This window comes from Pseudosulfitobacter pseudonitzschiae, from assembly GCF_900129395.1.
Lineage (GTDB): Bacteria > Pseudomonadota > Alphaproteobacteria > Rhodobacterales > Rhodobacteraceae > Pseudosulfitobacter > Pseudosulfitobacter pseudonitzschiae.
In genome coordinates, this window is sequence record NZ_FQVP01000015.1 from 22,472 (window position 1) to 44,685 (window position 22,214).

At 58.9% G+C, this 22,214-nt stretch carries 19 protein-coding genes and 1 pseudogene; 12 read left to right on the forward strand and 8 right to left on the reverse strand.

The features are described from left to right. Positions 1-30 precede the first annotated feature (30 nt). The 5 genes from BUC08_RS22905 (at position 31) to BUC08_RS22925 (ending at position 5,730) form a co-directional block, all read left to right on the forward strand. Positions 31-552 (forward strand): arsenate reductase (azurin) small subunit, encoded by a 522-nt coding sequence (locus BUC08_RS22905; RefSeq protein WP_037930835.1) that lies wholly within the window; start codon positions 31-33, stop codon positions 550-552. Positions 553-567: 15 nt separating this feature from the next. Beyond that, entirely contained in the window at positions 568-3,024 is a 2,457-nt protein-coding gene (locus BUC08_RS22910) for an arsenate reductase (azurin) large subunit (protein WP_037930831.1), read from the forward strand. A 64-nt stretch (positions 3,025-3,088) separates the two neighbouring features. Then, the gene (locus BUC08_RS22915) at positions 3,089-3,676 is read left to right on the forward strand and encodes a nitroreductase family protein (protein WP_073194566.1); all 588 of its coding nucleotides are present in this window, start codon (positions 3,089-3,091) and stop codon (positions 3,674-3,676) included. Beyond that, on the forward strand, positions 3,673-4,953 hold the full coding sequence (locus BUC08_RS22920; protein WP_051694665.1) for a molybdopterin molybdotransferase MoeA: 1,281 nt from the start codon (positions 3,673-3,675) through the stop codon (positions 4,951-4,953). Before BUC08_RS22915 ends, BUC08_RS22920 begins: the two co-directional genes overlap by 4 nt. Before the next feature lie 24 nt (positions 4,954-4,977). After that, positions 4,978-5,730, forward strand: coding sequence for a sulfite exporter TauE/SafE family protein (locus tag BUC08_RS22925; protein ID WP_037930828.1), 753 nt, complete (start codon positions 4,978-4,980; stop codon positions 5,728-5,730). Positions 5,731-5,787: 57 nt separating this feature from the next. Here the strand turns inward: BUC08_RS22925 and BUC08_RS22930 are convergent, their stop codons facing one another. Genes BUC08_RS22930 through BUC08_RS22955 form a run of 6 tightly spaced genes read right to left on the reverse strand, consistent with a single transcriptional unit; the run spans position 5,788 to position 9,599 of the window. After that, positions 5,788-6,687, reverse strand: a complete 900-nt coding sequence (locus BUC08_RS22930; protein WP_051694664.1) for a cation diffusion facilitator family transporter — start codon at positions 6,685-6,687, stop codon at positions 5,788-5,790. Further along, complete coding sequence (locus tag BUC08_RS22935) at positions 6,687-7,091, reverse strand: OsmC family protein (protein ID WP_037930890.1); 405 nt, start codon at positions 7,089-7,091, stop codon at positions 6,687-6,689. Before BUC08_RS22935 ends, BUC08_RS22930 begins: the two co-directional genes overlap by 1 nt. Next, positions 7,091-8,011, reverse strand: a complete 921-nt coding sequence (locus tag BUC08_RS22940; protein WP_051694663.1) for an MBL fold metallo-hydrolase — start codon at positions 8,009-8,011, stop codon at positions 7,091-7,093. The genes BUC08_RS22935 and BUC08_RS22940 overlap by 1 nt, the downstream gene beginning before the upstream one ends. After that, positions 8,008-8,244 (reverse strand): thioredoxin family protein, encoded by a 237-nt coding sequence (locus BUC08_RS22945; RefSeq protein ID WP_037930825.1) that lies wholly within the window; start codon positions 8,242-8,244, stop codon positions 8,008-8,010. The genes BUC08_RS22940 and BUC08_RS22945 overlap by 4 nt, the downstream gene beginning before the upstream one ends. A 12-nt stretch (positions 8,245-8,256) precedes the next feature. Continuing rightward, positions 8,257-9,315, reverse strand: a complete 1,059-nt coding sequence (locus tag BUC08_RS22950; RefSeq protein ID WP_037930823.1) for a permease — start codon at positions 9,313-9,315, stop codon at positions 8,257-8,259. After that, entirely contained in the window at positions 9,312-9,599 is a 288-nt protein-coding gene (locus tag BUC08_RS22955; RefSeq protein ID WP_037930821.1) for an ArsR/SmtB family transcription factor, read from the reverse strand. The genes BUC08_RS22950 and BUC08_RS22955 overlap by 4 nt, the downstream gene beginning before the upstream one ends. Positions 9,600-10,136: 537 nt before the next feature. Between BUC08_RS22955 and BUC08_RS22960 the strand changes: the two genes are divergently transcribed. The 6 genes and pseudogenes from BUC08_RS22960 (at position 10,137) to BUC08_RS22985 (ending at position 16,881) form a co-directional block, all read left to right on the forward strand. Next, positions 10,137-10,289 carry an antitoxin PaaA2 family protein gene (locus BUC08_RS22960; RefSeq protein ID WP_037930818.1) on the forward strand — a complete coding sequence of 51 codons (153 nt, stop codon included), beginning with the start codon at positions 10,137-10,139 and terminating at the stop codon, positions 10,287-10,289. A gap of 101 nt (positions 10,290-10,390) precedes the next feature. Beyond that, positions 10,391-14,653 carry a strawberry notch family protein gene (locus BUC08_RS22965; protein ID WP_037930815.1) on the forward strand — a complete coding sequence of 1,421 codons (4,263 nt, stop codon included), beginning with the start codon at positions 10,391-10,393 and terminating at the stop codon, positions 14,651-14,653. Positions 14,654-14,774: 121 nt separating this feature from the next. Continuing rightward, complete coding sequence (locus BUC08_RS22970) at positions 14,775-15,161, forward strand: DUF6878 family protein (protein ID WP_037930812.1); 387 nt, start codon at positions 14,775-14,777, stop codon at positions 15,159-15,161. A 1-nt stretch (position 15,162) separates the two neighbouring features. Continuing rightward, entirely contained in the window at positions 15,163-15,624 is a 462-nt protein-coding gene (locus tag BUC08_RS22975; RefSeq protein WP_037930810.1) for a DUF6915 family protein, read from the forward strand. Between the two features lie 100 nt (positions 15,625-15,724). Further along, positions 15,725-16,027 (forward strand): annotated as a pseudogene (locus BUC08_RS22980) (hypothetical protein). Between the two features lie 125 nt (positions 16,028-16,152). Further along, positions 16,153-16,881 (forward strand): DUF736 family protein, encoded by a 729-nt coding sequence (locus BUC08_RS22985; RefSeq protein ID WP_037930807.1) that lies wholly within the window; start codon positions 16,153-16,155, stop codon positions 16,879-16,881. A 166-nt stretch (positions 16,882-17,047) separates the two neighbouring features. Here BUC08_RS22985 and BUC08_RS22990 read toward each other — a convergent pair whose 3' ends face one another. Together BUC08_RS22990 and BUC08_RS22995 are read right to left on the reverse strand one after the other, a co-directional pair. Beyond that, positions 17,048-19,513: a S8 family peptidase gene (locus tag BUC08_RS22990; protein ID WP_224769628.1), complete on the reverse strand. Its 2,466-nt coding sequence runs from the start codon at positions 19,511-19,513 to the stop codon at positions 17,048-17,050. Continuing rightward, positions 19,419-20,501, reverse strand: coding sequence for an AAA family ATPase (locus BUC08_RS22995; protein WP_037930801.1), 1,083 nt, complete (start codon positions 20,499-20,501; stop codon positions 19,419-19,421). The genes BUC08_RS22990 and BUC08_RS22995 overlap by 95 nt, the downstream gene beginning before the upstream one ends. A 682-nt stretch (positions 20,502-21,183) precedes the next feature. Here BUC08_RS22995 and BUC08_RS23000 point away from each other — a divergent pair. Further along, positions 21,184-22,113 (forward strand): DUF2493 domain-containing protein, encoded by a 930-nt coding sequence (locus tag BUC08_RS23000; RefSeq protein ID WP_037930798.1) that lies wholly within the window; start codon positions 21,184-21,186, stop codon positions 22,111-22,113. Positions 22,114-22,214: the final 101 nt, after the last annotated feature.

Here is a 22,214-nt window from a genome sequence, read left to right on the forward strand (position 1 = left end):
TTGGCCAAAGGCTTTTAGGGAGGAACTATCATGAAATGTAATCGTTTAGTTGATGCCGGCCGGCGTCAATTTTTGCGCGGCGGCGCTATGGCCACAGCTGGCGCAGCCGTTGCCGCGATTTCGCCCGCGCAGCAGGCTCAGGCGTCCCCGGCTCTGGCGCAGATAGACTATCCGTCCAACAGGTTGGCCAATGTTGCTGATCTGGCTGTCAATGAACCGATGGACATCGAATACCCCGATGCGGACAGCCCGGGCGTTCTACTCAAGCTCGGCGAGCCCGTCGAAGGTGGTGTTGGTCCGGATAGTGACATCGTAGCCTATACGGTACTCTGCCCCCACAAGGGTTGGTATCTCAACTACAACGGTGAGGATCGCAGCTTCAACTGCCCGGGACATTTCTCGCGCTTTGATGCCGAGGCTGGCGGTCAGCAGATCTGGGGCCATGCCACGCAGAACCTGCCACAATTTACGCTGCGGGTCGACAACAATGGAGACATCTTCGCCGAAGGCTGCTCTGACCTGATTTTCGGCCGTCCGTCAAACGTTCTGTAAGGGGGAGCAAACACAATGGCTTACAAAAGACAAATAGACCGCCTGCCAATTCCACCGGCAGATGCGAAGGTGCATAATGTCACCTGCCACTATTGCATCGTTGGCTGCGGCTACAAGGCCTACACATGGCCACGCAATAAGCAGGGCACGCCCGAAAACAACGCTTTCGGTATTGATCTGAACGAACAACAGCCCGCCGATGGCACATGGCTTGCGCCGTCCAACTACAACATGGTCAAGCAGGACGGCAAAGATGTGCATCTTGCCATCATTCCCGACCAGGACTGTGTCGTAAACTCGGGCCTGACCTCCATTCGCGGTGGGCGCATGGCCGAGAACCGGCCCTCGAAAGTAACGGGCACTCAGCAGCAGCGCCTGTCTGATCCGCTGGTTTGGCGCAACGGTGTCTGGCAGCCAACCTCCTGGGCCGATGCGCAGGATCTTGTGGCGCGTGTCACCGCGAAAATCGTCACGGAATATGGCGAGGATGAGCTTCTGGTCTCAATGTTCGACCACGGTGGCTCTGCTGGTGGGTATGAGAATACATGGGGCACCGGCAAGCTGTATTTCGACAGCATGAAGGTCAAAAACTGCCGCATTCACAACCGCCCGTCCTACATGTCCGAGGTCCATTCCTCGCGTGATATGGGCGTGGACGAGCTTAACTATTCCTACAGCGACTATGAAGTCACGGATACGATCCTGATCGTCGGAGCCAATCCGCTGGAAACCCAGACCAACCTTTACCTGAACCACATGGTTCCGGGGATGCGCAGCGGCGCAAGGTTCATCATGGTTGACCCCCGTCGTTCGGTTTCCGTCAATGCCGCTGAAGAAGTCGCGGGCAAGGAAAACGTCCTGCATCTGGCAATCAAGCCCGGCACCGACATGGTGCTATTCAACGCGCTGCTGACGCAGGTGGTTGATAACGGTTGGACAGATTCCGAATTTGTCGCCAACAGCACGTTCCAAGGTGAAGAAGCCGTTGCCATGGGCACCGGCCAACCCTCCGGATTGGGTAGCCTTGAGTATGCAATGGAGACCTGCCGAACATCTGCTGAAGAAGCGGCAGAAATCTGTGGTGTGGACGCTGCCGACATCGTCAAGGCCGCCGAATGGATCGCAAAACCCAAAGAGGATGGCAGCCGCAGCAAATGCGTGACCGGCTACGAGAAAGGCATCATCTGGGGCAACGACAACTACCGCACCATCGGTGCTGTCGTGAACCTTGCGCTGGCCACTGGCAACATTGGCCGTGATGGCACCGGTTGCTGCCGTTTGGGTGGACACCAGGAAGGCTACTATCGCCCCTCCGACGCTCATGTTGGCCGTCCTGCGGTGTATTTCGACCAGCATCTCATCAAGGGTGGCGGTAAGGTCTATCACATCTGGGCTTGCGATCACTACAAGACGACGCTCAACGCCACGCAGTTCAAGCGCGTGATGAAAAAGCGTTCCGACATGGTGAAAGAGGCGATGGATGCCGCCGCAGGCGGCTCGCGCGAAGAGCTGGTTGATGCGATCGTGTCCGCGGTGAATGCTGGTGGTCTGTTTGTAGTGGATGTGGACATCATCCACAGCCAGATCGGTCATAACGCCCACGTAATCCTGCCTGCCTGTGAATCGAACGAGATGAACCTCACCTCGATGAACGGTGAGCGTCGTCTGCGCCTGTCCGAACGCTACATGGACCCCTATGGCAACTCCAAACCGGACTGCCTGATCGCTGCCGACATGGCGCAGCACATGGAGCGTGTTCTGCGCGAAATCGGCAATGACGCCTATGCCGATCAGTTCAAAGGCTATGACTGGGAGACCGAGGAAGACGCCTTTATGGACGGCTACCATAAAGGCAACCCCGAAGTGACTTATGAGCGTTTGCGCGCGATGGGCACAAATGGGGTTCAGGAACCTGTCACCGGCTTTGAGAACGGTGAACTGGTCGGCACACCGCAGCTCTATACCGACGGGGTGTTCACGCGCCATGGCCGCGAAGATGGCAAGGCGTTGTTCTGTGCCGCCGGTTGGCGGGGCTGGCAGGCCGAAGGCAAGGCGCAGGAAGAGGCGAACCACGACTTCTGGATCAACAACGTCCGCGCCAACATCTTCTGGCAAAACCAGTTCCTGGATCAGGAAAACGAATTCATCCAGGATCGTTTCCCCTATCCGTTTGTCGAGATGAACGAAGACGATATGGCCCTCCTGGGCATCGGCGCTGGAGATCTGATCCAGATCACTAACGAAAACGGTGCAACGGAAGGTATGGCCTATCCGACCGACACGGCCAAACCCGGCCAGGTCGCGATGGTCTTCGGCTCTCCCGCAGGATCTCAGGGCAACGTGGTGAACTCTGGTGTGAATGAACTGAACCTGCCGGACTACAAGCACACCTGGGGCAACATCCGCAAAATCGCCGATGCAACCCCACAGGCCAAGGCCATTTCCTTTAAGTCGAAGGAATACAAAGCCTGAGACGGTAATAATGCAAATGAAGCGGGCGGCAGTTTTGCCGCCCGTTTTCTGTTGAGGGGTTTTCATGAAGCTAGACGACATAATTGCTCGCCGATCAGCGTCGCCACGACGGCTGATCCCGCCTGGCCCGAACGAAGAACAAGTAAGAATGATGATTGAGGCGGCTTGCGCGGCGCCGGACCATCGCCGGTTCCGCCCATGGCGCTTTATTCTGATCCGAAATGACGACCGACCGAAACTGGCGGATTTATTTGAAGCAGCTGCCCACGAAACGCATGGCAAACTTAGCGAGGGTCAAACTCAGAGAGCCCGAGAAAAGGCCTTTAATGGAGCCTGTCTTATCGCCGTCGCCGGTGTGATCCGCGACGATGTTCCGGACGTGCCCCCCCACGAGCAATGGGTGTCAGTAGGGGCGGCGGTGCAGAATATCTTGCTGACTGCGACATCGTTCGGGTTCGGGTCGATGATTGTCAGCGGGGATAAGGTAAAAACCCGCGCACTCCAGAATGGCCTTGGGCTCAACGCTAAAGAACAGCTTTTGGGATTTGTCGCGGTTGGCACTGTGTCAAAAGTTCCGCCAGCGACAGAAAGGCCAATAGTGGAAGATGTCCTGTCGGTTTGGCCACCAGAAGAAGCGGGGATGTTGACATGAAGAGAACCAAGGCAAAAACTGCAGTGGACCCATGTAGTGTGGACGAACGCATAGGGACACGGGAATTGATTTCCTTGGCGGTGGCGGTTGAAAAAAGCCTAGCACTTGCTGGTCCAGTAAACATTTCAGAAGTAGTCGGATTAGAAGATGCCATTGGGCGGGTACTGGCTGAGGACTTGGTGGCACCTTTTCCCCTTCCACCATTCGACAACTCTGCCATGGACGGTTACGCACTGCGCGCCAAAGACCTGTCCGGAATCGGGCCCTGGCGGTTGCGCGTAACCGGACGCGTTGCAGCAGGAGACAACGTCCAGGAGTCCGGTCAAGTCGGCCCCGGGGAAGTCTTCCGAATTTTTACTGGCGCGGCGTTGCCAAAGGGTGCAGACACCGTGATCATGCAGGAGCATGTCCGGCTGAACGATAAGATCATTGAAATCGACAGCCCTGTAGACATGGGAAATTGTATCCGTCGGCAAGGTGAGGACGCGGCACAAGGATCTCTTTTGCTTCGCGCGGGCACTCTCATCGGGGCCCGGGAAATCGGGGCGATTGCTTCGGTTGGGCGCGCCCGAATTCCGGTATTTCGAAAGGTTCGCATTGCCCTGTTCTGTACTGGCAGTGAGTTGCGGCAACCGGGTGAAGATCTTGCGCCTGGGCAGATCTACAACTCCAACCGTTTCATCATGATTGCCGCACTTCGCCAGCCATGGATCGATTTGATCGATCTGGGTGCCATCAACGACGATCCAGTTCAGCTTCGCAATGCGCTGACGGATATCGCATCAGATGTCGACATGATCGTTACCACCGGTGGTGTTTCAGTCGGTGAAGAGGATCATATGGTTTCCCAACTCCAAGAGGCAGGTGGTCGGATTGAAGTGATGAAGATCGCTATGAAACCGGGAAAACCGCTGTCGGTTGGCACACTAAACAGGGCCGTGTTTGTGGGACTGCCCGGCAATCCGGTCGCAGCATTTACGACCTGGAAGCTCATTGGCCATCGCATTGCAGAAAAACTGGCTGGCAAGGCACTCGCAGATCGTCCTGTTATGCATGTTGAGGTTTTAGAAGGCTTCTCGCGACGTCCCGGGCGCCAGGAATTCCGGCCGGTGAAGATTGCCGGGGTGTCACTTGATGGTCGGCCGCAGGTCGAAATGCTGGATCAGAGCTTTTCCGCCAAAATATCGTTGATATGCAGATCAGACGGTTTCGCCATTATTCCCGCCAATATGGATCAGGTTAATGCAGGCGATCGCCTTGAGTTTGTTCGGCTTTGAGAAACCTGAACTGAGGGCCAGAATATGATAGAATCTGACTCTGTTTTGGCGATCGGTGCCATTCTGGCTGTGATTGCTATGCTTTATTCATCAGTGGGACATGGCGGAGCTTCCGGCTATATCGCCGTGCTGGCCCTTTTGAATGTGGTCCCTGACGTCATCAGGCCCGTTGCCTTATCTCTGAACGTTGTCGTCGCGGGTTTTGCGACCTATCGTTTTGCGAAGGCCGGTTTCATTGAGTGGCGCAGTGCACTTCCGATCATTCTGGCGTCGATGCCTCTGGCATTTCTAGGAGGCGGCATCGCACTTCCGGTCGAGATATATCGGCCTCTTCTCGGTGGGCTTCTTGTGTTCTCGGCTCTCTACCTCCTCTGGCAAACCTCACGCTCACAGACCAGGTTTGATGTGGTTTCGCGAAAAATACCCCTTTTGGGAAGTGTCGGTGCCGGCGCCGGTATCGGTTTCCTTTCGGGTCTCACCGGCATTGGCGGTGGCGTACTTCTCAGCCCCTTGTTTCTGATATCAGGTTGGGCTGGCGCGCGGCAAACAGCCGGAATCGCTGCCGTGTTCATACTTGCGAATTCTGTTGCCGGTCTTGCGGGCAATTACGTGGTGCTGCGTTCCATACCATATGAGATACTTCCTTGGTCGGGGATGGTATTGGTGGGCTCGTTTATAGGAACAAGTCTGGGAGTGCGTATCCTGCCCGTGAAACCATTGATCTGGCTTCTTGCTGTCGCTGCTATGATATCTGGAGTTAAGTTTTTGTTTCTTTGATATAAATCCACTAAACGGTGATAGAAATATCTATCCTAGGCACCATGTAGAATGAGGCTATATCGACGTGATTTCTGAGAAGCTTCTGCATTGGCTGTCAGGTCGTTCGATTTGAATAGTGGCGTGGTCGATGTTGAAATCGTGTGCAAGTTCCCGCGCGGTTTCTGCCAGAAAGCCATTCCCTATCTGGTCAGGCATAACCAAGTGAACCGTCAGCGCTGTCTTGGTCGTACTCAATGCCCAAATATGCAGATGATGCATCGACTGCACGCCGGGTAGATTAGTTAGCCATTCGCTGATGGCGTTTTTATCAATGTTTTCGGGGACGCCATCGAGCGTCAATCTCAATGAAGACTTCACCAATCCATATGCGGTGACTGCGATGACCAAGCTGACCAGAATGGCCACTGCGGGATCAAGCCATGTCCAGCCAGTCAGTAAAATGCCGCCTGCTGCCAGAACTACTGCAACAGAAACAGCGCCATCAGCCATCATATGCAAATAGGCCCCTTTGGCGTTCAAATCGCCATGTTGGGAAGATCTGAACAGCATCGCTGTGCCAAAATTGATGCCAATCCCGACAAGGGCGACAACCATAATGGTGCCGCCAGGCACCTCGACCGCTGTTTGAAAGCGGCCCATTGCCTCCCAAACCACCGCGCCAACGCCGATCAGGATGGCGATTGCATTCGCCAGCGCTGCCAATTCGGTTGAGCGCCCCAGCCCATAGGTAAATTGATCCGACGGATTGTGTTTGGCCAAAGCCATTGCCGCCCATGCAATCAAAAGCCCTGCGACGTCCGTCAGATTGTGGGCCGCGTCCGCGATCAATGCCAGACTGCCGGTCATAAACCCAGCCACGGCCTCAAGCAGAACGTAGACTGTATTCAGGCCAACAGCCCATTGAAAGGCGGGGGTTAGATTCTTCGGGGCCGCATGGCTGTGATCAAAGGCCATCAGGATTTGCGTCTGATCGTACCGGACAACTCAAGTGCTGCGTCCAGTGTATTGGAGATAGTTCCATATTTGCGAATGTTCTTGTGTAGCAACTCGATCCGCTCGTCGGTTTCAGAGGTGTCGACAACCAGTTCGTAGGTGATCGCCAACATCTTGGGCGGGCTGTCCTGTCTTTGGCCATGAAGGGACACCTCAAGGCCGCGCAGACCAAATTTTATCATTGGGGCCACGCGCTCGGCCCCCTTGATCATGCAGGCCGCCAAAGATGTCAGTAGTAACTCGGCGGGGTTGAGGGCATCAGGCCGTCCGGCCATTCCGGTATCCAGAATGATACTTGCCTCGCCCGCCATTGCTTGGGACCCAGTATCATCCAGCCGCTTGGCCGAAACATTGTACTCGAGCATCATTCCCACTCCATTTGTTCATAGGTTGTTTGGGCATTGCGACCGGCAAGGCTGTCGAATTGCTCAAGATACTCAAATGTAGACTGATCGATGTTTGGCGCGTCCATGATGTCGCCGCCCTCTTCGATCAATGCTCCGATTTGTGTGCGCAGATTGACGAGGTAGTCATAGGTGTCAGCTGTGGCGTGTTCCAAGGTTGTGGCATGGCCGTGACCGGGGACAACATGGACAGGCTCTAGCGCTGCCATCGCCTCGAATGCTTCTATCCAGCTTTTGGCATTGGACTGCCCGCCATTGCCCAAGATACGTTCGACATACACAATATCGCCGGTGAAAACGGTGTCTTTCTGGTCCAGCCAAACAAAGCTGTCACCTGGCGTGTGCGCTTGCCCCGGATGCACGATCTCGAACGTCAGCCCGCCAAGTTCCAGAGTGTAGGTGTCAGCAAAGGTCACATCCGCATAGGCAGCTTCGGTGTCTGAGAGTTGGTCTCCCAAAAATTGCGAGAGGGCAGTAAGCTGCTGCGAACCGCGTGCCTTATGGTCTTCGACAGCGGCTTGTGACGCAATGACCGTTGCCCCGTGGGATTGCCAATAGCCGTTGCCAAGCCAGCGATGATCTTGTCCGCCCGTGTTGATGACAAATTTGACTGGCTGATCTGTGATCTCGCGAATGCGGTTATGGATGGCTTGTGCCCCTTTCCAGCTTCCGCCGGGATCCATCAGCACGACGCCCTCATCGGTGACAACTACACCAAATGTTGCGTTGTTGGCGAGGTTCTCTGCCGAGCGTTGCTCTTTGGGACCAACCAAGGCGTAAATGCCGTCAGTGACATTTTGCACCTCAAGCATGTCCGCTTGTACAGTTGTGGACGCAAAAGCCAGGGCAAACGCTGCCCCTAGAAATCTTGAAAAGATCATGTCGCCAACCATCCTTCCAGCTTGACCGCATCCGGTAAGCCACCAGCATGCACCAACTTGCCATCGACGCTTATGCCTGGAGTGGACATTACACCTGCCATTGCGATCGACCGAGGATCAGTGATCTTTTCAATCTCGACTTCAATACTCAAGCTTGTCGCGGCTTCGCGAATCATTGCTTCGGTAGCGTCACAGCGTTTGCAGCCAGGACCGTAGACTTTGATAGTTTTCATGCTTGTTCTCCTTCAGAGCAGTGCATTGAACAGAAATCCGGTGGCAAGGATGCCCGAGGCGACCACCGCGATGAAGATTGCGATCAGGCGCAGCGTCAGCACTTGCTTCAGGATAATCATCTCAGGCAGGCTGAGGGCGATCACAGACATCATGAAGGCCAGTGTTGTGCCAAGCGCGGCGCCTTTGCCCAAGAGCGCCTCCACGATGGGGATGACCCCAGCCGCATTGGTATACATTGGGACCCCGACCACTACTGCGGCAGGCACGGACCACCACGCTTCGCCGCCCATGATTTTCAGCATGACAGCCTCAGGTACGTAGCCGTGGATGAGCGCACCGATGGAAATACCGATCACGACCCAGATCCAAACCTTGCCCAATATCTCTTTAACCTGATCCAACCCGACCTTTAGGCGGTCTACCATGGAGAGGCGCTCCTCTGGCAAACCAGTGGCGGCACCTGTGTTCAACTCGCGCACCCAGTCTTGGAGGTATCTTTCAAGCCCCATCCGCCCCATGACCCATCCTGCGATGGTCGCAATCGAAAACCCGAATACCAGATAGATTGCTGTGATTTTCCAGCCTACCAGCCCAAAAAGGAGCCCGAGGCCGACCGGCCCCACCATTGGGCCCGCGATGAGGAACGAGAAGGTGACCCCCAACGGGATGCCTGCCGAGACGAAACCAATGAAAAGTGGGACAGAAGAGCAAGAACAGAAGGGTGTCAGCACACCGAGTGCTGCGGCGAGCGGATAGCCCAGTATTTCGCGCTTGCCAGACAGAATGGCTCGCGTTTTTTCCGGACTGAACCAGCTTCGTAGCACCCCCGTGACAAAAACAATGAGCGTGAGAAGTAGAAGCACTTTCGGGACGTCATAGAGAAAGAAGGCGATAGCCTCACCAGTGTGGCTGTCGCGCGAAATCGGAAACAGGGCTGTCGCCCATTCTGAAAACGGGATCAGCTGCTGATAGAGTAAAACCCATGCAATGCCGCCCGCAGGGACGCCAACGTACCAGAACCAGTCAGAATGTTCCCGATGAGGTTCGATGTCATGTGTATCTGTGGTCATGCCACATTCCTTTCGTTTGACTGTTCGGCTTTGAGCACGGCATCTATGATGGCTGATAGTTCACGGGACAGGGCGGGGTTTCTGCGGTAACGCACCCATTGGGCATCCCGCCGATCCACAACGATCCCTGCTAGTTTCAGTGCTTTCATGTGGCGCGACATTCGGCTTTGCGTTGCATCAAGCTTGGCCATTAGTTCACAAACGCAATGCTCGCTGTCATCCCATAAGATATGCAACGCAGCGCGGCGGACTGGGTCAGCGATGGCTGTCAGGAAATCTTGCATGGGTATCTCCGTAAATTTACATGCGGTAAGACGCATATGCGTCCTAGCGCATGTAATTGCAATGTAAAAATGTGGTCTTTCCCGGAAGTGACCGCCGCTTAGTAGGCGGCATGGCGAACGCAGTAGAATTTAAATGAGAGTGCAGTTGCAAAAAAACGGAAGTTCTTATCGCTCCCGAGCATGAAGCAACGCCATCGAAATGCGTTTTCACAACCCGTGCAGAAACCCGCTTTGATTTGAAATGTTACCATTCAGCTTCGAAAAGCCGACGTTCGAGAGCCATGCAGCATTTGTAACTTCGGGCTCTGAGTCAGATTTCGCCGCGCTTTCAATAAACGGCGGCTTTGAGCTTCACGTAGGATTCTGCCCCCTCCGGCATTCGATTCCTAAGTGGCCCGACTTGATTTGACCACAATGGCATTGCCGTTTTCGTCACCACGCCCGGTGATGTAGCATCGACCCATAATACAGTCGGAGAAAGCGCAATGAACCCAACGGGTAAGGAAAAGCCGCACCTCGGTCTCGAGGAGTATTTCCGTGGCCGCTGATGCGAATTCATATGACGCGTGGTTTTGCGCGCAGGTAGAGGCCGCGCTGCAGGATGCACGCGCGGGAACATCTCAGGTTCAGGTGATGCAGGCCGCACAGGCGTTGATTGATGCGAAGCGGCAGGTCGAACCCAAGTCCTGACCAAGCCTTGGAGGTCAGCGCGGTCTGACCCCGTCACCCTGAAAAGAAAAAGTGGGCTTTTTGTCCTTTGGAACTCAGACCCTGATCCAAAGGAATTCCCCATGTCCAAGCCTCTCTCAACGCTCCCCAATCCTGTTGAATCCAACGCTAACTTCGCCTCTGCCCTCGTGCAGATCGGCGCGGAGGTCGACCACCAACCCCTGCGCAGTTCAGCGCTCGCGCGCATCATGCGCGAGACGTTTCATGGCAGCGATGCCGGCGGTGCCTGGGACTGGCGCATGGCCTATGACCTGATGCAAGCCGCTGCCGTCCAAATGCTGCTGCGTGGGGACGGCGCGGCAGGTGACATCGCCGCTGCAAAGCTGCTTGCCTCAAGGCTTCTGACGGAAACGCGCCGGTCAGAGCAGCAGATCCGGCTGCAGCAGTTTTCCACGCCGCTGACTTTCGCGGTGCTGGTCGTGCGGGCGGCGGCGATCCGCAAGGGCGAGACTGTTCTGGAGCCCTCGGCTGGCACTGGTGCCCTTGCTGCTTTCGCTGGCCGGGCCGGTGCCACGCTTTTGCTCAATGAAATCGACCCCTTTCGCCAGAGCCTCTTGCGCTCGGTCTTTGGCGGCGAGGTGACGGGCCATGACGGCGAGCATATCGACGATCTGCTTCAGTCGCCGGTTCTACCCGACGTCGTGGTGATGAACCCGCCCTTCGCCTCCTCGGTCGATCGGTCGCGGGACAAACACATCGCCGCCAAACATCTCATCGCGGCGGCAAAGCGTCTCGCGCCTGGTGGGCGGCTGGTGGCGATCATGCCGCCGGGATTCACGCCCGAACGCGATGCCGCGCATTGGTTCCGCGCCTGCGGTCTCCTGACGCCGCGACTGGCGCTGACGATGCCGGGGCAGGTCTACCGCAAGCTCGGCACCTCTGTGGAAACCCAGCTCATGATCTTCGACAAGGTGCAGGAGGGTGGCGAGATGATCCGCGCCATTGTGTGCGATCTGGACGAAGCCCTTCCTTTTGTCGACGCCGTGGCCGCAACCCGGCCCCAGATGCGCCCAGTCCAACGGGCGGCAGCGATCCCTCATACTCGGTCGAGCGTTCCATCATCTGCCCCGCGCAAGACCGCCGCTGCGCCTGTCGCCCCCTCCAAACCCCGGGCCAAGGCCGTTGTCCCGCTCACTTTCAAGAGCCTTGAGACCCCGCGCGACAACACGCCCATCTCGGACATCTATGCGCGCTACCGTCCGCAGCGGATCGAGATCGCGGGTGCGCAAGAACATCCCACGCCGCTCGTCGAGAGCATCGCCATGGCCTCGGTTGCCCCGCCCATGCCCTCAAACACGGGCAGTGATGACTTGCGCCTGCCCGCCCGGTTGATCGAGGAGGGACATCTCTCCGAGGCGCAGCTCGAGACCATCATCATGGCGCATGATGCCCATGGGCGCGACCTGCCCGGTCGGTTTACCATCGATGACGACCAGACCAAGCTGACGCGCGCCGATGATGACCCTAATGCACGGGCCTATCGCCTCGGCTATTTCCTTGGCGACGGCACCGGCTGCGGCAAGGGTCGGGAATGTGCGGGGCTGATCCTCGCGGGATGGCTCGCCGGACGCCGTAAGGCCGTCTGGGTCTCGAAGTCTGCCACGCTCATCGAGGACGCCATCCGCGACTGGACCGATCTCGGCGGCTCGCCCGCCGACATTCAGCCGCTGTCGAAATGGAAACCGGACCAGTCCATCCCGATGGGCGACGGTATCCTTTTTGTCACCTACGCCACGCTGCGGTCCGCGGGCAAATGCGGCACCACGCGACTGAGCCAGATCCTCGACTGGATGGGCGCAGACTTTGAAGGCGTCCTCGCTTTTGATGAGGCCCACGCCATGCAGAACGCGGCAGGGTCCGAGCAGGGCAGGGGGGGCAAACCCTCCCAGCAGGGCCTTGCGGGCCTGCGGCTGCAACTGGCGGCACCCCGGGCTCGCGTCTTCTACATCTCGGCCACGGGCGCGACGAGTGTGCATAATCTGGCCTATGCCGCGCGTCTCGGTCTCTGGGGGCAGGGTCCCGAATACCCCTTCCCGAGCCGCGAGAGCTTCGTTTCTGCGATGGAGGCGGGCGGTGTTGCCGCCATGGAGGTGGTCGCCCGTGATCTCAAGACGCTCGGGCTCTACACGGCCCGCGCCCTTAGCTTTGATGGCGTGGAATATGACGTGCTCGAACACGCGCTCACCCCGGCCCAGATCGAGATCTACGACGCCTATGCGGGTGCGTTTCGGACGATCCACCACAATCTCGAGGCGGCACTGACCGCGACTGGCGTCAACGACGCCTCGGGCGATACCAATGCCTCGGCCGCACGCGCCTCGGCCAAGTCCCGCTTCGAGAGCACGAAGCAGCGCTTCTTCAACCATCTCCTGATGGGCATGAAAGCCCCGACCATCATCCGCGCAATCGAGGATGATCTGGCGGCGGGCTATGCTTGCGTCATTCAGGTGGTCTCGACGGGTGAGAGCCTGCTGAAACGCCGGCTTGAGACGATGGACCCGGAGGACGAGCTGGTCGAAGGCGCGCTGACGCCGCGCGACTACGTCTTGGGATACCTCGAACAGGCCTTCCCGATTCATGCGCAAAAGCTGGTCGAGATCGACGGCAATATGGTGGCCGAGCCGCTCCGCGATGAAACTGGCGCGCTGGTCGTCTCGCGCGAGGCGCTCGCTCTGCGTGACGCGGCCATGATGGAGTTGATGACGCTGGCTCCGATCCCCTCGGCGCTCGATCAGATCCTTTGGGCTTTTGGCGACGAGGCCGTCGCAGAGGTCACGGGGCGGTCCATCCGGCCCCTCAAGGCCGAGGATGGTCATCTCTTCATCGAAAAGCGCGCCGCCAGCAGCAATTCGTCGGAGACCCAAGCCTTTATGGACGGCGAAAAGGATATCCTGATCTTTTCCGATGCGGGCGGGACGGGCCGGTCCTATCATGCGGCCCAAACGGCGAAGAACCAGAAGCGGCGGCGGCACTACCTGCTGGAGCCCGGCTGGCGCGCCGATGCGGCCATCCAGGGACTCGGCCGCACGCATCGCTCTGCCCAGGTCAGCGCGCCCTTCTTCCGGGTCTGCACCTCCGATGTGCATGGCGAGAAGCGCTTCACTTCGACGATTGCCAAACGCCTCGACCAGCTTGGGGCCCTGACCAAGGGCCAGCGCGAGACCGGCTCGCAGGGCATGTTCCGCGAGGAGGACAATCTCGAAAGCCCGATCGCGCGAGCGGCGCTGCGCGGGTATTTCGCCGATCTTGCCGCCGGGCGCGCCGAGGCGATGAGCTACGAGAGCTTCACCGACTGGACTGCGCTGCGGCTGATCGACAAGGACGGGGTGCTCCTTGAGGAGCTTCCCCCGATCCAGCGGTTTCTCAACCGGGTGCTTGCCCTCCCCATCCACATGCAGAACGCGCTCTTTGCCGAGTTCATGCGCCGGATTGCCGATCAGACTGAACGGGCGCGCGCGGCGGGCACGCTCGATCTCGGCGTGGAAACCCTGCGTGGCGAAAAGATCGAGCAGGTCTCCACAAAGGATCTCTGGACCTGCCCGAAATCCGGCGCGGTGACGCGGATCATCGGGCTCGAGGTGACCGACCCAGTGTATGTGCTGGGCGCCGAAGAGGCCATGTCGCGCAATCCGGACAAGCTACCCATGGTCAATCGTGCTTCGGGTCGTGCGGCGCTCATCTCAGCGCGCCCTATGCAGATGTATGACGAGGACATCGTCACGCTGATGCGCAAGGCGGTGCGTCCAAACGGGTCGAGCTATCTTGAAGAGGCACGGTTCGAGTCCTCGGCCTGGGAAGACATCGAAAGGCCTGAGTTTGCAAGGCTTTGGGATGCCGAGGCTGCGTCCCTGCCAAAAACCACCACGACCAAGCTCTACCTGCTGACCGGGCTGCTGCTGCCGATCTGGAAGGATATTCCGACCACGAATGAACGCATCTACAGGGTCACGCCGGACGGGGCGACGCCGATGATCGGGCGCACGCTGAGCGAGGAAGGGGCGGCCGCGCTGCGCGCCCGCTTCCTCGTCTCCAATCCGCAAACGCCGCAGGAGATGCTGACCGCCGCCCTCGGCACCACGGCGCCGGTCGATCTCGGCCGGGGCCTCACCCTGACCCGCCGCCGCGTCGCAGGCGAGATGCGCCTTGAGTTGGGCGGCGCCGACAAGGGCATGATCGACGGCCTCAAGGCCCTCGGCTGCTTCACCGAGATCATCGCCTTCCAGTTGCGGGTGTTCCTGCCGCATGGGGACGGGATCGACACGGGCCGCATTCTGGCCCGGATCGTGGGGCAGGGAGCCGCCATGACGTCAGAACAAGCCGCCTGAAAAGTCAAAGCGGGCTTTGCATCGGGCATCGCGGATCGGGGTTTGGCCGGTCTGCGCTTTCCGGGCGTGGGTAGACCAATGCCAAGCTCGGCCCCCCAATTTCAGACAAGAGGACAGACCCATGACCAATCCCCAGATCGATTATGCCGCAATGGCGGCTCAGTGGCGCGCGGAGCGCGAAACCACGCTGAAGGCGACCCGAGCGGAGCTGCTCGCGCAACTACGCGCGCTTGGCATCAGCGAGGTCACCGCCGAATACGAAGGCTATGGCGACTCCGGCAATGTCGAGGATGTGACGGTGCAGCCTGCGGACGTCAAACTACCGGAGCCGCTTTCCACCGAGGTCGGCGATTTCGCCTGGTCGCTCGCCTATCACCATCACCCGGGGTTCGAAAACAACGAGGGCGGCTACGGCACGCTGACCTGGGACATCACCGGCGACAGCATCACCCTCGATCACGCGGACCGCTATGTCGAATGCTCGCACAGCTATGTAGAGGGTCTTTGAGATGGCCCATCCGCTTCATCATGCCGAAAGCTCCGCCCGGAAATTCGGCGGCGTGCCGTCTCACTATCAGGCTGTGCACGATTGGTTTGACGCCTCGAAAGAGCACCTGGCGCTCTTCACGCACCGCGCCATGCGCCACCACGCTCAAGGCCTGTTCGCGGCGGAACGGGTTTTCGGCCTGGCCCTGACCAATAGCGCGGGTCGGGACATACCCGTGCGCTGGATCGGCGAGCAGCATATCTGTGAAGACTGCCAGGGCCGCATCCCGAGCATGGCGGACTGGCTGCGGCGGATCCAGCCCGAGCCATGGATGGCCAATGGCCACATCGACCGGCATGTCGGCTCCGAGCCCTGCGGCGACCCAAGGGTCGCCTGGGCCTCCGAGGTCGCCGCCGGACGAACGGTTCTTGGCCTGAAAGATTGGATGGCGGCGCGCGCGACGCAAGCCACGCAAAGCGCCTGACAGCTCTCGGTCGTTTGCCAAACGAATGCTGCATGGAAGCCCGGTCGGAAGATCGGGCTTCTTGCGTCGTTTACCCACCATTCTTCGTAAGGAGGTTCGCATGACACTCGAAGACATCAAGGCCGCCGTCGATGCCGGCCAGACCGTGCACTGGGCCAATACCGGCTACGTTGTCCACAAGGACCGGCTCGGTCAGTACCTCATCACCTATCTACCGAATGGTAGCTGCATCGGCCTGACCGACCGGGGCGGGCACCGGTTGAACGGAAAAGAGGCGGAGTTCTTCATCGCGCGATCGGAGGACAGCGCGGAAAATCCGGGCAGACAATAAAGACCAGACGAGCAGGGGAGGGGCGTAGCACCCGATGGAGAGGTGGCACATCCAATCAGCCCTCAGCGATGAGCTGGAGGCAGGGCAGAAAGGGAAAGCAAGCTTTCTGATTTGTGATCCCTCAAGGGGTCGAGAAAGCAATCCCGGATGCGCTGGCAAGGACGTCAGGCACCGGCCAATCCAAAAGGAACCATCCCATGTTCGCAGGAACCCTCACCCGCAATGTCGAGACCGCAACCGCCGAATACACCGGCATGATCCACTCGTCACGCTTTGACATCGCCATCCAGCTCGAGGCTCGGGCCAAGATGTCCGCACGCAGCCCGGATTACGACCTGACGGCGATCAACAAGTCGGGCCGCAAGGTGCGCATCGGCACGGCCTGGAACGAGACCGGCAATACCAGCGGCAACCCCTATATCTCGATGCAGCTCGATGTGGGCCTCGGCCCGTTCCGGGTCAACGCGGTGCAGACGAAAGAAGCGCGCGCGGCCCAAAGCGGCGAATTCGAGATCATCCCGCTCGTCTCGAACGGGCTGATGAAATCCGGCTCCATCTCGGGCGAGTTGACCGCCATGGATGCCGACAACGCCTTCACCGGCTACATCGCCAACATGATGTTCGATCTGGAGTTCATGCTGATCGAGAACAGCTACAAATCCGAGGAGACCCACCCCGATTACCGCATCGAGGTCAGCTCGCCACGGGGCACACCGATCCGCGTCGGCTCGGCCTGGATGGCGAAAAGCAGCCGCACCGGCAACGACTACCTGTCGCTGCTTATCAACACGCCCGATGGCGACCTGCGCGTCAACGCCGTGCAGAACGAAGAACAACGCGGCGGGCAGACCTTCTCGATCATCCCGTTCATCGACAGCGGCGAGCAGCCGCAGGACGCAGGCGCGGGGCTGTCGCTGGTCGCGTGATCCGGGTGAGGGGGAGATGATCTGAACCCAAAGGGGAGCCGTGGGATCACGGTTCCCCTTTTTTTCATGCCTGGGTCAGTCGAGCGATCGAATGGCGATTGCATGAGGCGGTCCGATGTAGATGTATTGTCTAGATTGGAAGCGCTGCACAGCGTCTCCAATAGAGTCAAACTTGCACAACCGCTTGAGCGGCAATTAGGGCTTCGACAGCTACTTGAACCTCGGCATAGAGTTCGGTATCCAACCCTTCCGCATCGATTTCTACGATTAATGCATAGCGCACAGAAGGCAAACCTTCAGCGAGAAGCTTTTTGGATTTCCACCATCCGGTGACTGGGTGAACGGCCAACAAGTTTCGCCTTGCGAGATCTGATGCCTTGCAAGTCAGTTGATCGATGTGCAGCGATCCGACATGGCGCCGATTGCTACCGTAGTCCCAAAGATCATCCTCGTCGTTTGCGGGACCGTCGGGCTGTTCGGCCGCCTTGCTGATCCGAGCTAGGAATTGGGCTTCGTTCTCGCCGGCGCGATTGAGTTGGAACCGCAGATTGTGGGATGCGTAGCGATAACGAACGCCGCGTGAGGCTTCTGACGGGTTTGGAGCAATAAAGCTGCTTAGCGCCACCCGCAAGGTAACGTCGGCATTGCCGAGCGCGCGCAAAGCCTCAACGGGCCAGGGTAGGGCGAAGAGCTTCAACTCATTGTGGACATCACCGCCGGTCTTTTCGGAGATTCCGTAGGGTGTAATCGTGTCTTCCACGATGAGTGTCAGCGCGTTCGACGCGCTGCGGCGGGCACGGGCCATGTCCGGAACGCCAAATCCATAGCGCTGAAAAAGCGGCATGTAATGACCTTTGTTCGCTTGGGCCGGCAAATGTGCTCGCATCTGCTGAGTCCAACGCGCGGAAGACACATAGAGACCACGGACTGTCTCGGGCCAAAGTGTCGGATAATCCGACCAGAGTTCCGTTACATCCTTCGCTGCAAGCGCTGTCGCAGCGCTGGTGTCGAAGGTGAATGTGAAAGATCGGACCGGATAATTATGGTGCGTCGAAAGGAGCGATAACCATCCGTGCCGCATTGGCGGAGGCATGGCACTTAGCGCCCAGTTTCCGCCCTCAAGGACAACGTCCGGTTTGTTCGGCCAATGGGACGACCACGATGCAGTTCTCGAAGCTGGCGATAGATCGCCGAATGGTGCAAGCGCTTGGGCCGGGTCTCCGTTTGGTAGTACAGTCTTCTCGGTAAAGGCTCCAACAGACAAAACATTCCACGCTTGGGCAGGCGACTCGATCTCGTTGTCTTCGTGATCGCATCGGTCGAGGTAGTTTCCGGCACCAAAGGTGAAGTTGTCGGTATTCCCTGCCGAAACCAGCACCAAGCGCTGCTGTCTGAGTCCACCTGAAACACCGGCGGCAAGCTGATCGACTTCCGTCGACCACGAGGTCGGGGCACCGTCGTGCGGCGTGTCCTCACCCGTCGTCGTCGTCATGGTGAAAGTACGGCGTCGGGGACCAACCTGTTCGACCGCATTGATCGCCTGCTTGGTCACCGCGCCTAGGAGATGATGCGGGTTCATGCCGGCATCTGGCAGGAGTTTGACGGATTCCAGACGGTTCATGACCATAACTGGGTTCGCCTGATGAAGTTTTTGCGTCAGATCGCCAAAGAGCGCGAGTCCTCCCATCTGCGTTCCATGGCCCTTCACATCCTCCAATCCCCAAGCCGGATTTGCGGCATGTCGATCATCCACGCTAAGCGCCGGCTGAATCAGAGGATGCGCCCGACTGACACCAGTATCCAGGAGCGTAACGTAGCCAGCATTGGGGTGATCCGAATAGGTGGTCCGGCCTGAAAGCTCATCGACCCACTGTGCCTGTTCGGCCACCGGCAAGCCGTCAAAGAAATCTGCAGTGATTGTCGGAGCGGCAAGTGCTCGTACGCCACCCAGTCGCCGGACGGCTTGGGCAAGCTGATTGCGATCGGCCTGGACGACCACCACTGTATCTTCGGGAAACTCCAGCCGATCCGCGCCCACAGTCACACCATAGTTAGGCGCTGCTGCAACGAAGGCCTCGGTCATTTGGGGCTCGAGCCAAACCTCCCAGACTGCCGCAATATCCGCCGCGGGAAACTTGCCCGGCGGGCTGCGCCAGAGGGCACGCAATCCCGCTTCCGTAATGGCAGCGACGCTTTGAACCAAGTCTGCATTCTTTGGTCGGCCCGGGATGAATTCACCATCTTTCTCGCGATCAGGCGTGTCTTCCGTCCGAAACTGGTCGACCTTCTTGCGCAGGTTCTCAATACCCTTGGCTGTTGCAAACACCGTCGCACGCTCTTGGGCGCCACCTGGAATAGGAAAATCTTCGATGCGAAGAAGCATCAGGCCACTGGCATCTAGGCTATCCTTTTTCAGGCGCTCGTCGATACGGGAGCTGATTTCGAGATAAACGCCGGGAAGCTCAGTGGCCGGAATATCCGGCAACGCGTCGATGGCCTGAAGCAGCGCTTGGGCGTGCGCAGCGCGATTGGGGACATCACTTGGTCTTTTGGAACCGCCCCCGCCCTTTGCTTGGAATGGGCGAGGTTGTCCGAGATTGCGAAGGTGGAAGTGCGGAAGGTCTCGCGCCATTGTCATTGGTCCCTAAATCTTGGAGCGACCGTCGGCGTTCGAGGGCGTCAAGCAAATCCTGTGTCGCAATCTTGTCAGTATCATTCAAAACCGCACGTCTCGCGGCATCTTCCGCCGCCGCCACAATATCGGCCGTTGAGAGGCCTGCGGCGACATCCGTCACCCGCTTCCATCCTATTCGATTGAACGAGAAACCGATCAGGCGGCGTTCGAGTGCCTGCCGGATAGCAGGACCGTCGGGCATCACATAGGGCAACACGAGATCGAAGCGGCGCAGCACAGCGCGGTCAAGAATTCCCGGCAGGTTTGTAGTGGCGACGACGATCGAAGGCCCTGTGTCTTCATCCAGAAACTGCAAGAATGAGTTCAAAACCCGCCGGGCTTCGCCGACATCGTTCTCACCGCCCCGGGCCGCAGCCAAAGCGTCTATTTCGTCGAACAGGTAGATACCGCGTGTCGTCTTGATGGCATCAAAGACCATCTTCAATTTCTGCGCCGTTTCGCCCATGAACTTCGTTATTAGACCGTGGAGCATGACCGAAAAAAGGGGGTACTGCAGCTCCCCGGCCAGTGCTGAAGCACTCAGGGTCTTGCCGGTGCCGGGAGGACCGGAGAGGAGAACGCGCCTCCGTGGCTTCAGGCCTTTTGCCTCGAGCTTTTCGCGCATACGTGTCTCGAAGACGAGATGCGACAGTTCACTCCCAATCCTATCCGGTAAGATTACATCGACGAGTCGCTCCGTCGGATAAGACGCGGCAAGAAACTCTGCAAGATCGCCGCGAGGCGTTGCGATAGGGGTGACTGCAGGGGTTCGCTTTGCTGGCGGCTTTTGCCCCGCTTCAGCCCACTGCCGCAACTGTTCAGCCAGCCGGGTGTGTCCCTTCTGCTCTTCGGCCGCCGAGAGTTGCATCGCCAGATCGTAAAAACGATCAGCGTCCCCTTCTGCGTGGCTCTTAACGAGACCGATGAGTTGTTGGGCGGAAGCCAAAGTCGAACTGCTCTTTCTGAATGATCATTTTCAGCGTTGATAGGGTCTTTTCTACATCCGAACCCTTTAACAGACCAGACAATTTGCACGGTTTGCATGCGGAGTGTGTCGGTTTTGTGCACTCGACCATCGACCTGAGTCCCAGCCTGTCGGCCTCCCCTGCTCGGCTGCGCGTGTCGCAGGGGAGAACGGCCCTTCGGTCCGTCGCGCATTCGGCCATGCGGCCTCACCGCGGCGTCGCACCCGGCATCCCGGTTTGCCCGCCTCGCGAGCACGTCCCTCCCCGGCCGCTCCGCCGGATTGCGCTCTGGTCTGTTTTGCGGGGCAAAACGATCCCGCCGCTTCATCCGTCTCCCGCGTCCGGTCGGGCCTTTTGCCTGCTCGGGTCGGGCAAACCTACCGTCAAAACACACACACATGAGTGCGGAAGCATATCCTCCGGATGGCCCCCAAATCAGCCCGCGTCAAGGATCGCAAAACTTTTCGGCGAGGGCGGGGCCTGTGGCGCGGGGCAGTCCCGTGCGTGAGGCCGCGCATGTGTCGGGGGCTGCGCGCAGAAAACTTTTGCGCCCGGCAAGCCGGCGGCTGCGCCGTCCCTGACCCGGGCAGATTCGGAAACCAGGCATTCGGCCATGCCCCCACACTCACGTGGTGGCTCCACAACCGAATATGGAGACCAGACATGGCTTATGACAATGCGAACACCTACGAGACCATCGAGCTTTTCGGACTGACCGAGAAGGACGCGCAGCTGCCGATCCCCGAGGATCACATCTTGACCGACCACATCATCCGCGAGAGCTTCGAGGCTTTGCTCGGTCAGCTGCGCGGGACCGGGCTTGAAGCAGAGATCGAACCGCTGGCCCATGGGCTCGCCACGATCCTGCAGCGCCGGAAAGTGGTGCTTAGCAAGGAGGTCGACCGCACCGCTGACAAGATCGGCGCGCTGGCAAAATCCCACGACGGATCGGAGATCGCCGAGACCGCGCTCGAAGAAGCGCAGGCGCGCTTTCTGCACCTCCGGGAGATCGTCGGCGCCATCGAGGTGATGAGCGAGGCGGCGGCGGAATGCTACGAGATCGAGACGGGCCACGCCTTCATCCCGGCGGCAGGCTCGCGCGCGAGCATTCGGGCGCAAGAGACCGGGGCCGTCTTCGAGGCGCGACAGCTCCTCGAACAGCACGACCGCGAGACTGCCGAGAAGTCGAAAGTCGAGGGGGTGCCCCTGATTGTCTCAGGCGCCACCGATTGGACCGATGTCGATGTGATCTTCAATACGCTCGACAAGGTTCGCGAACGGATCAGGCAGAACCGCAACCAGGAGATCTTCCTCTGCCACAAGGGCGGCAAGCACGGGGCCGAGATGATTGCGGCCCGGTGGGCCCGGGCACGCGGGATCGCGCAGGCGCGCTTCGATCCGCGCTGGTCCGCTCATGGGCGTGCGGCACCGTTCAAGTGCAACGACGAAATGCTGGACGACAAGTTCGCGGCGACGGGGGTTGTACTCTTCGGCGGCAACGGGGTGGCGCTGAACCTCGGGCAGAAGGCGGAAGCGAAAGGCCTGACGGTCATGCGGGTTGCGGACCCGGCGAAGAAGACCGCGGAGACGTGAGCATAGAGGGTCGCCTTCGGGCGGCCCTTTCGTCGTTTCTCAAATGTTTGCGAACCTCAGGGGTGTCGCAGCGAACTCCAGCAACGGGTAGCAAAAGTCTT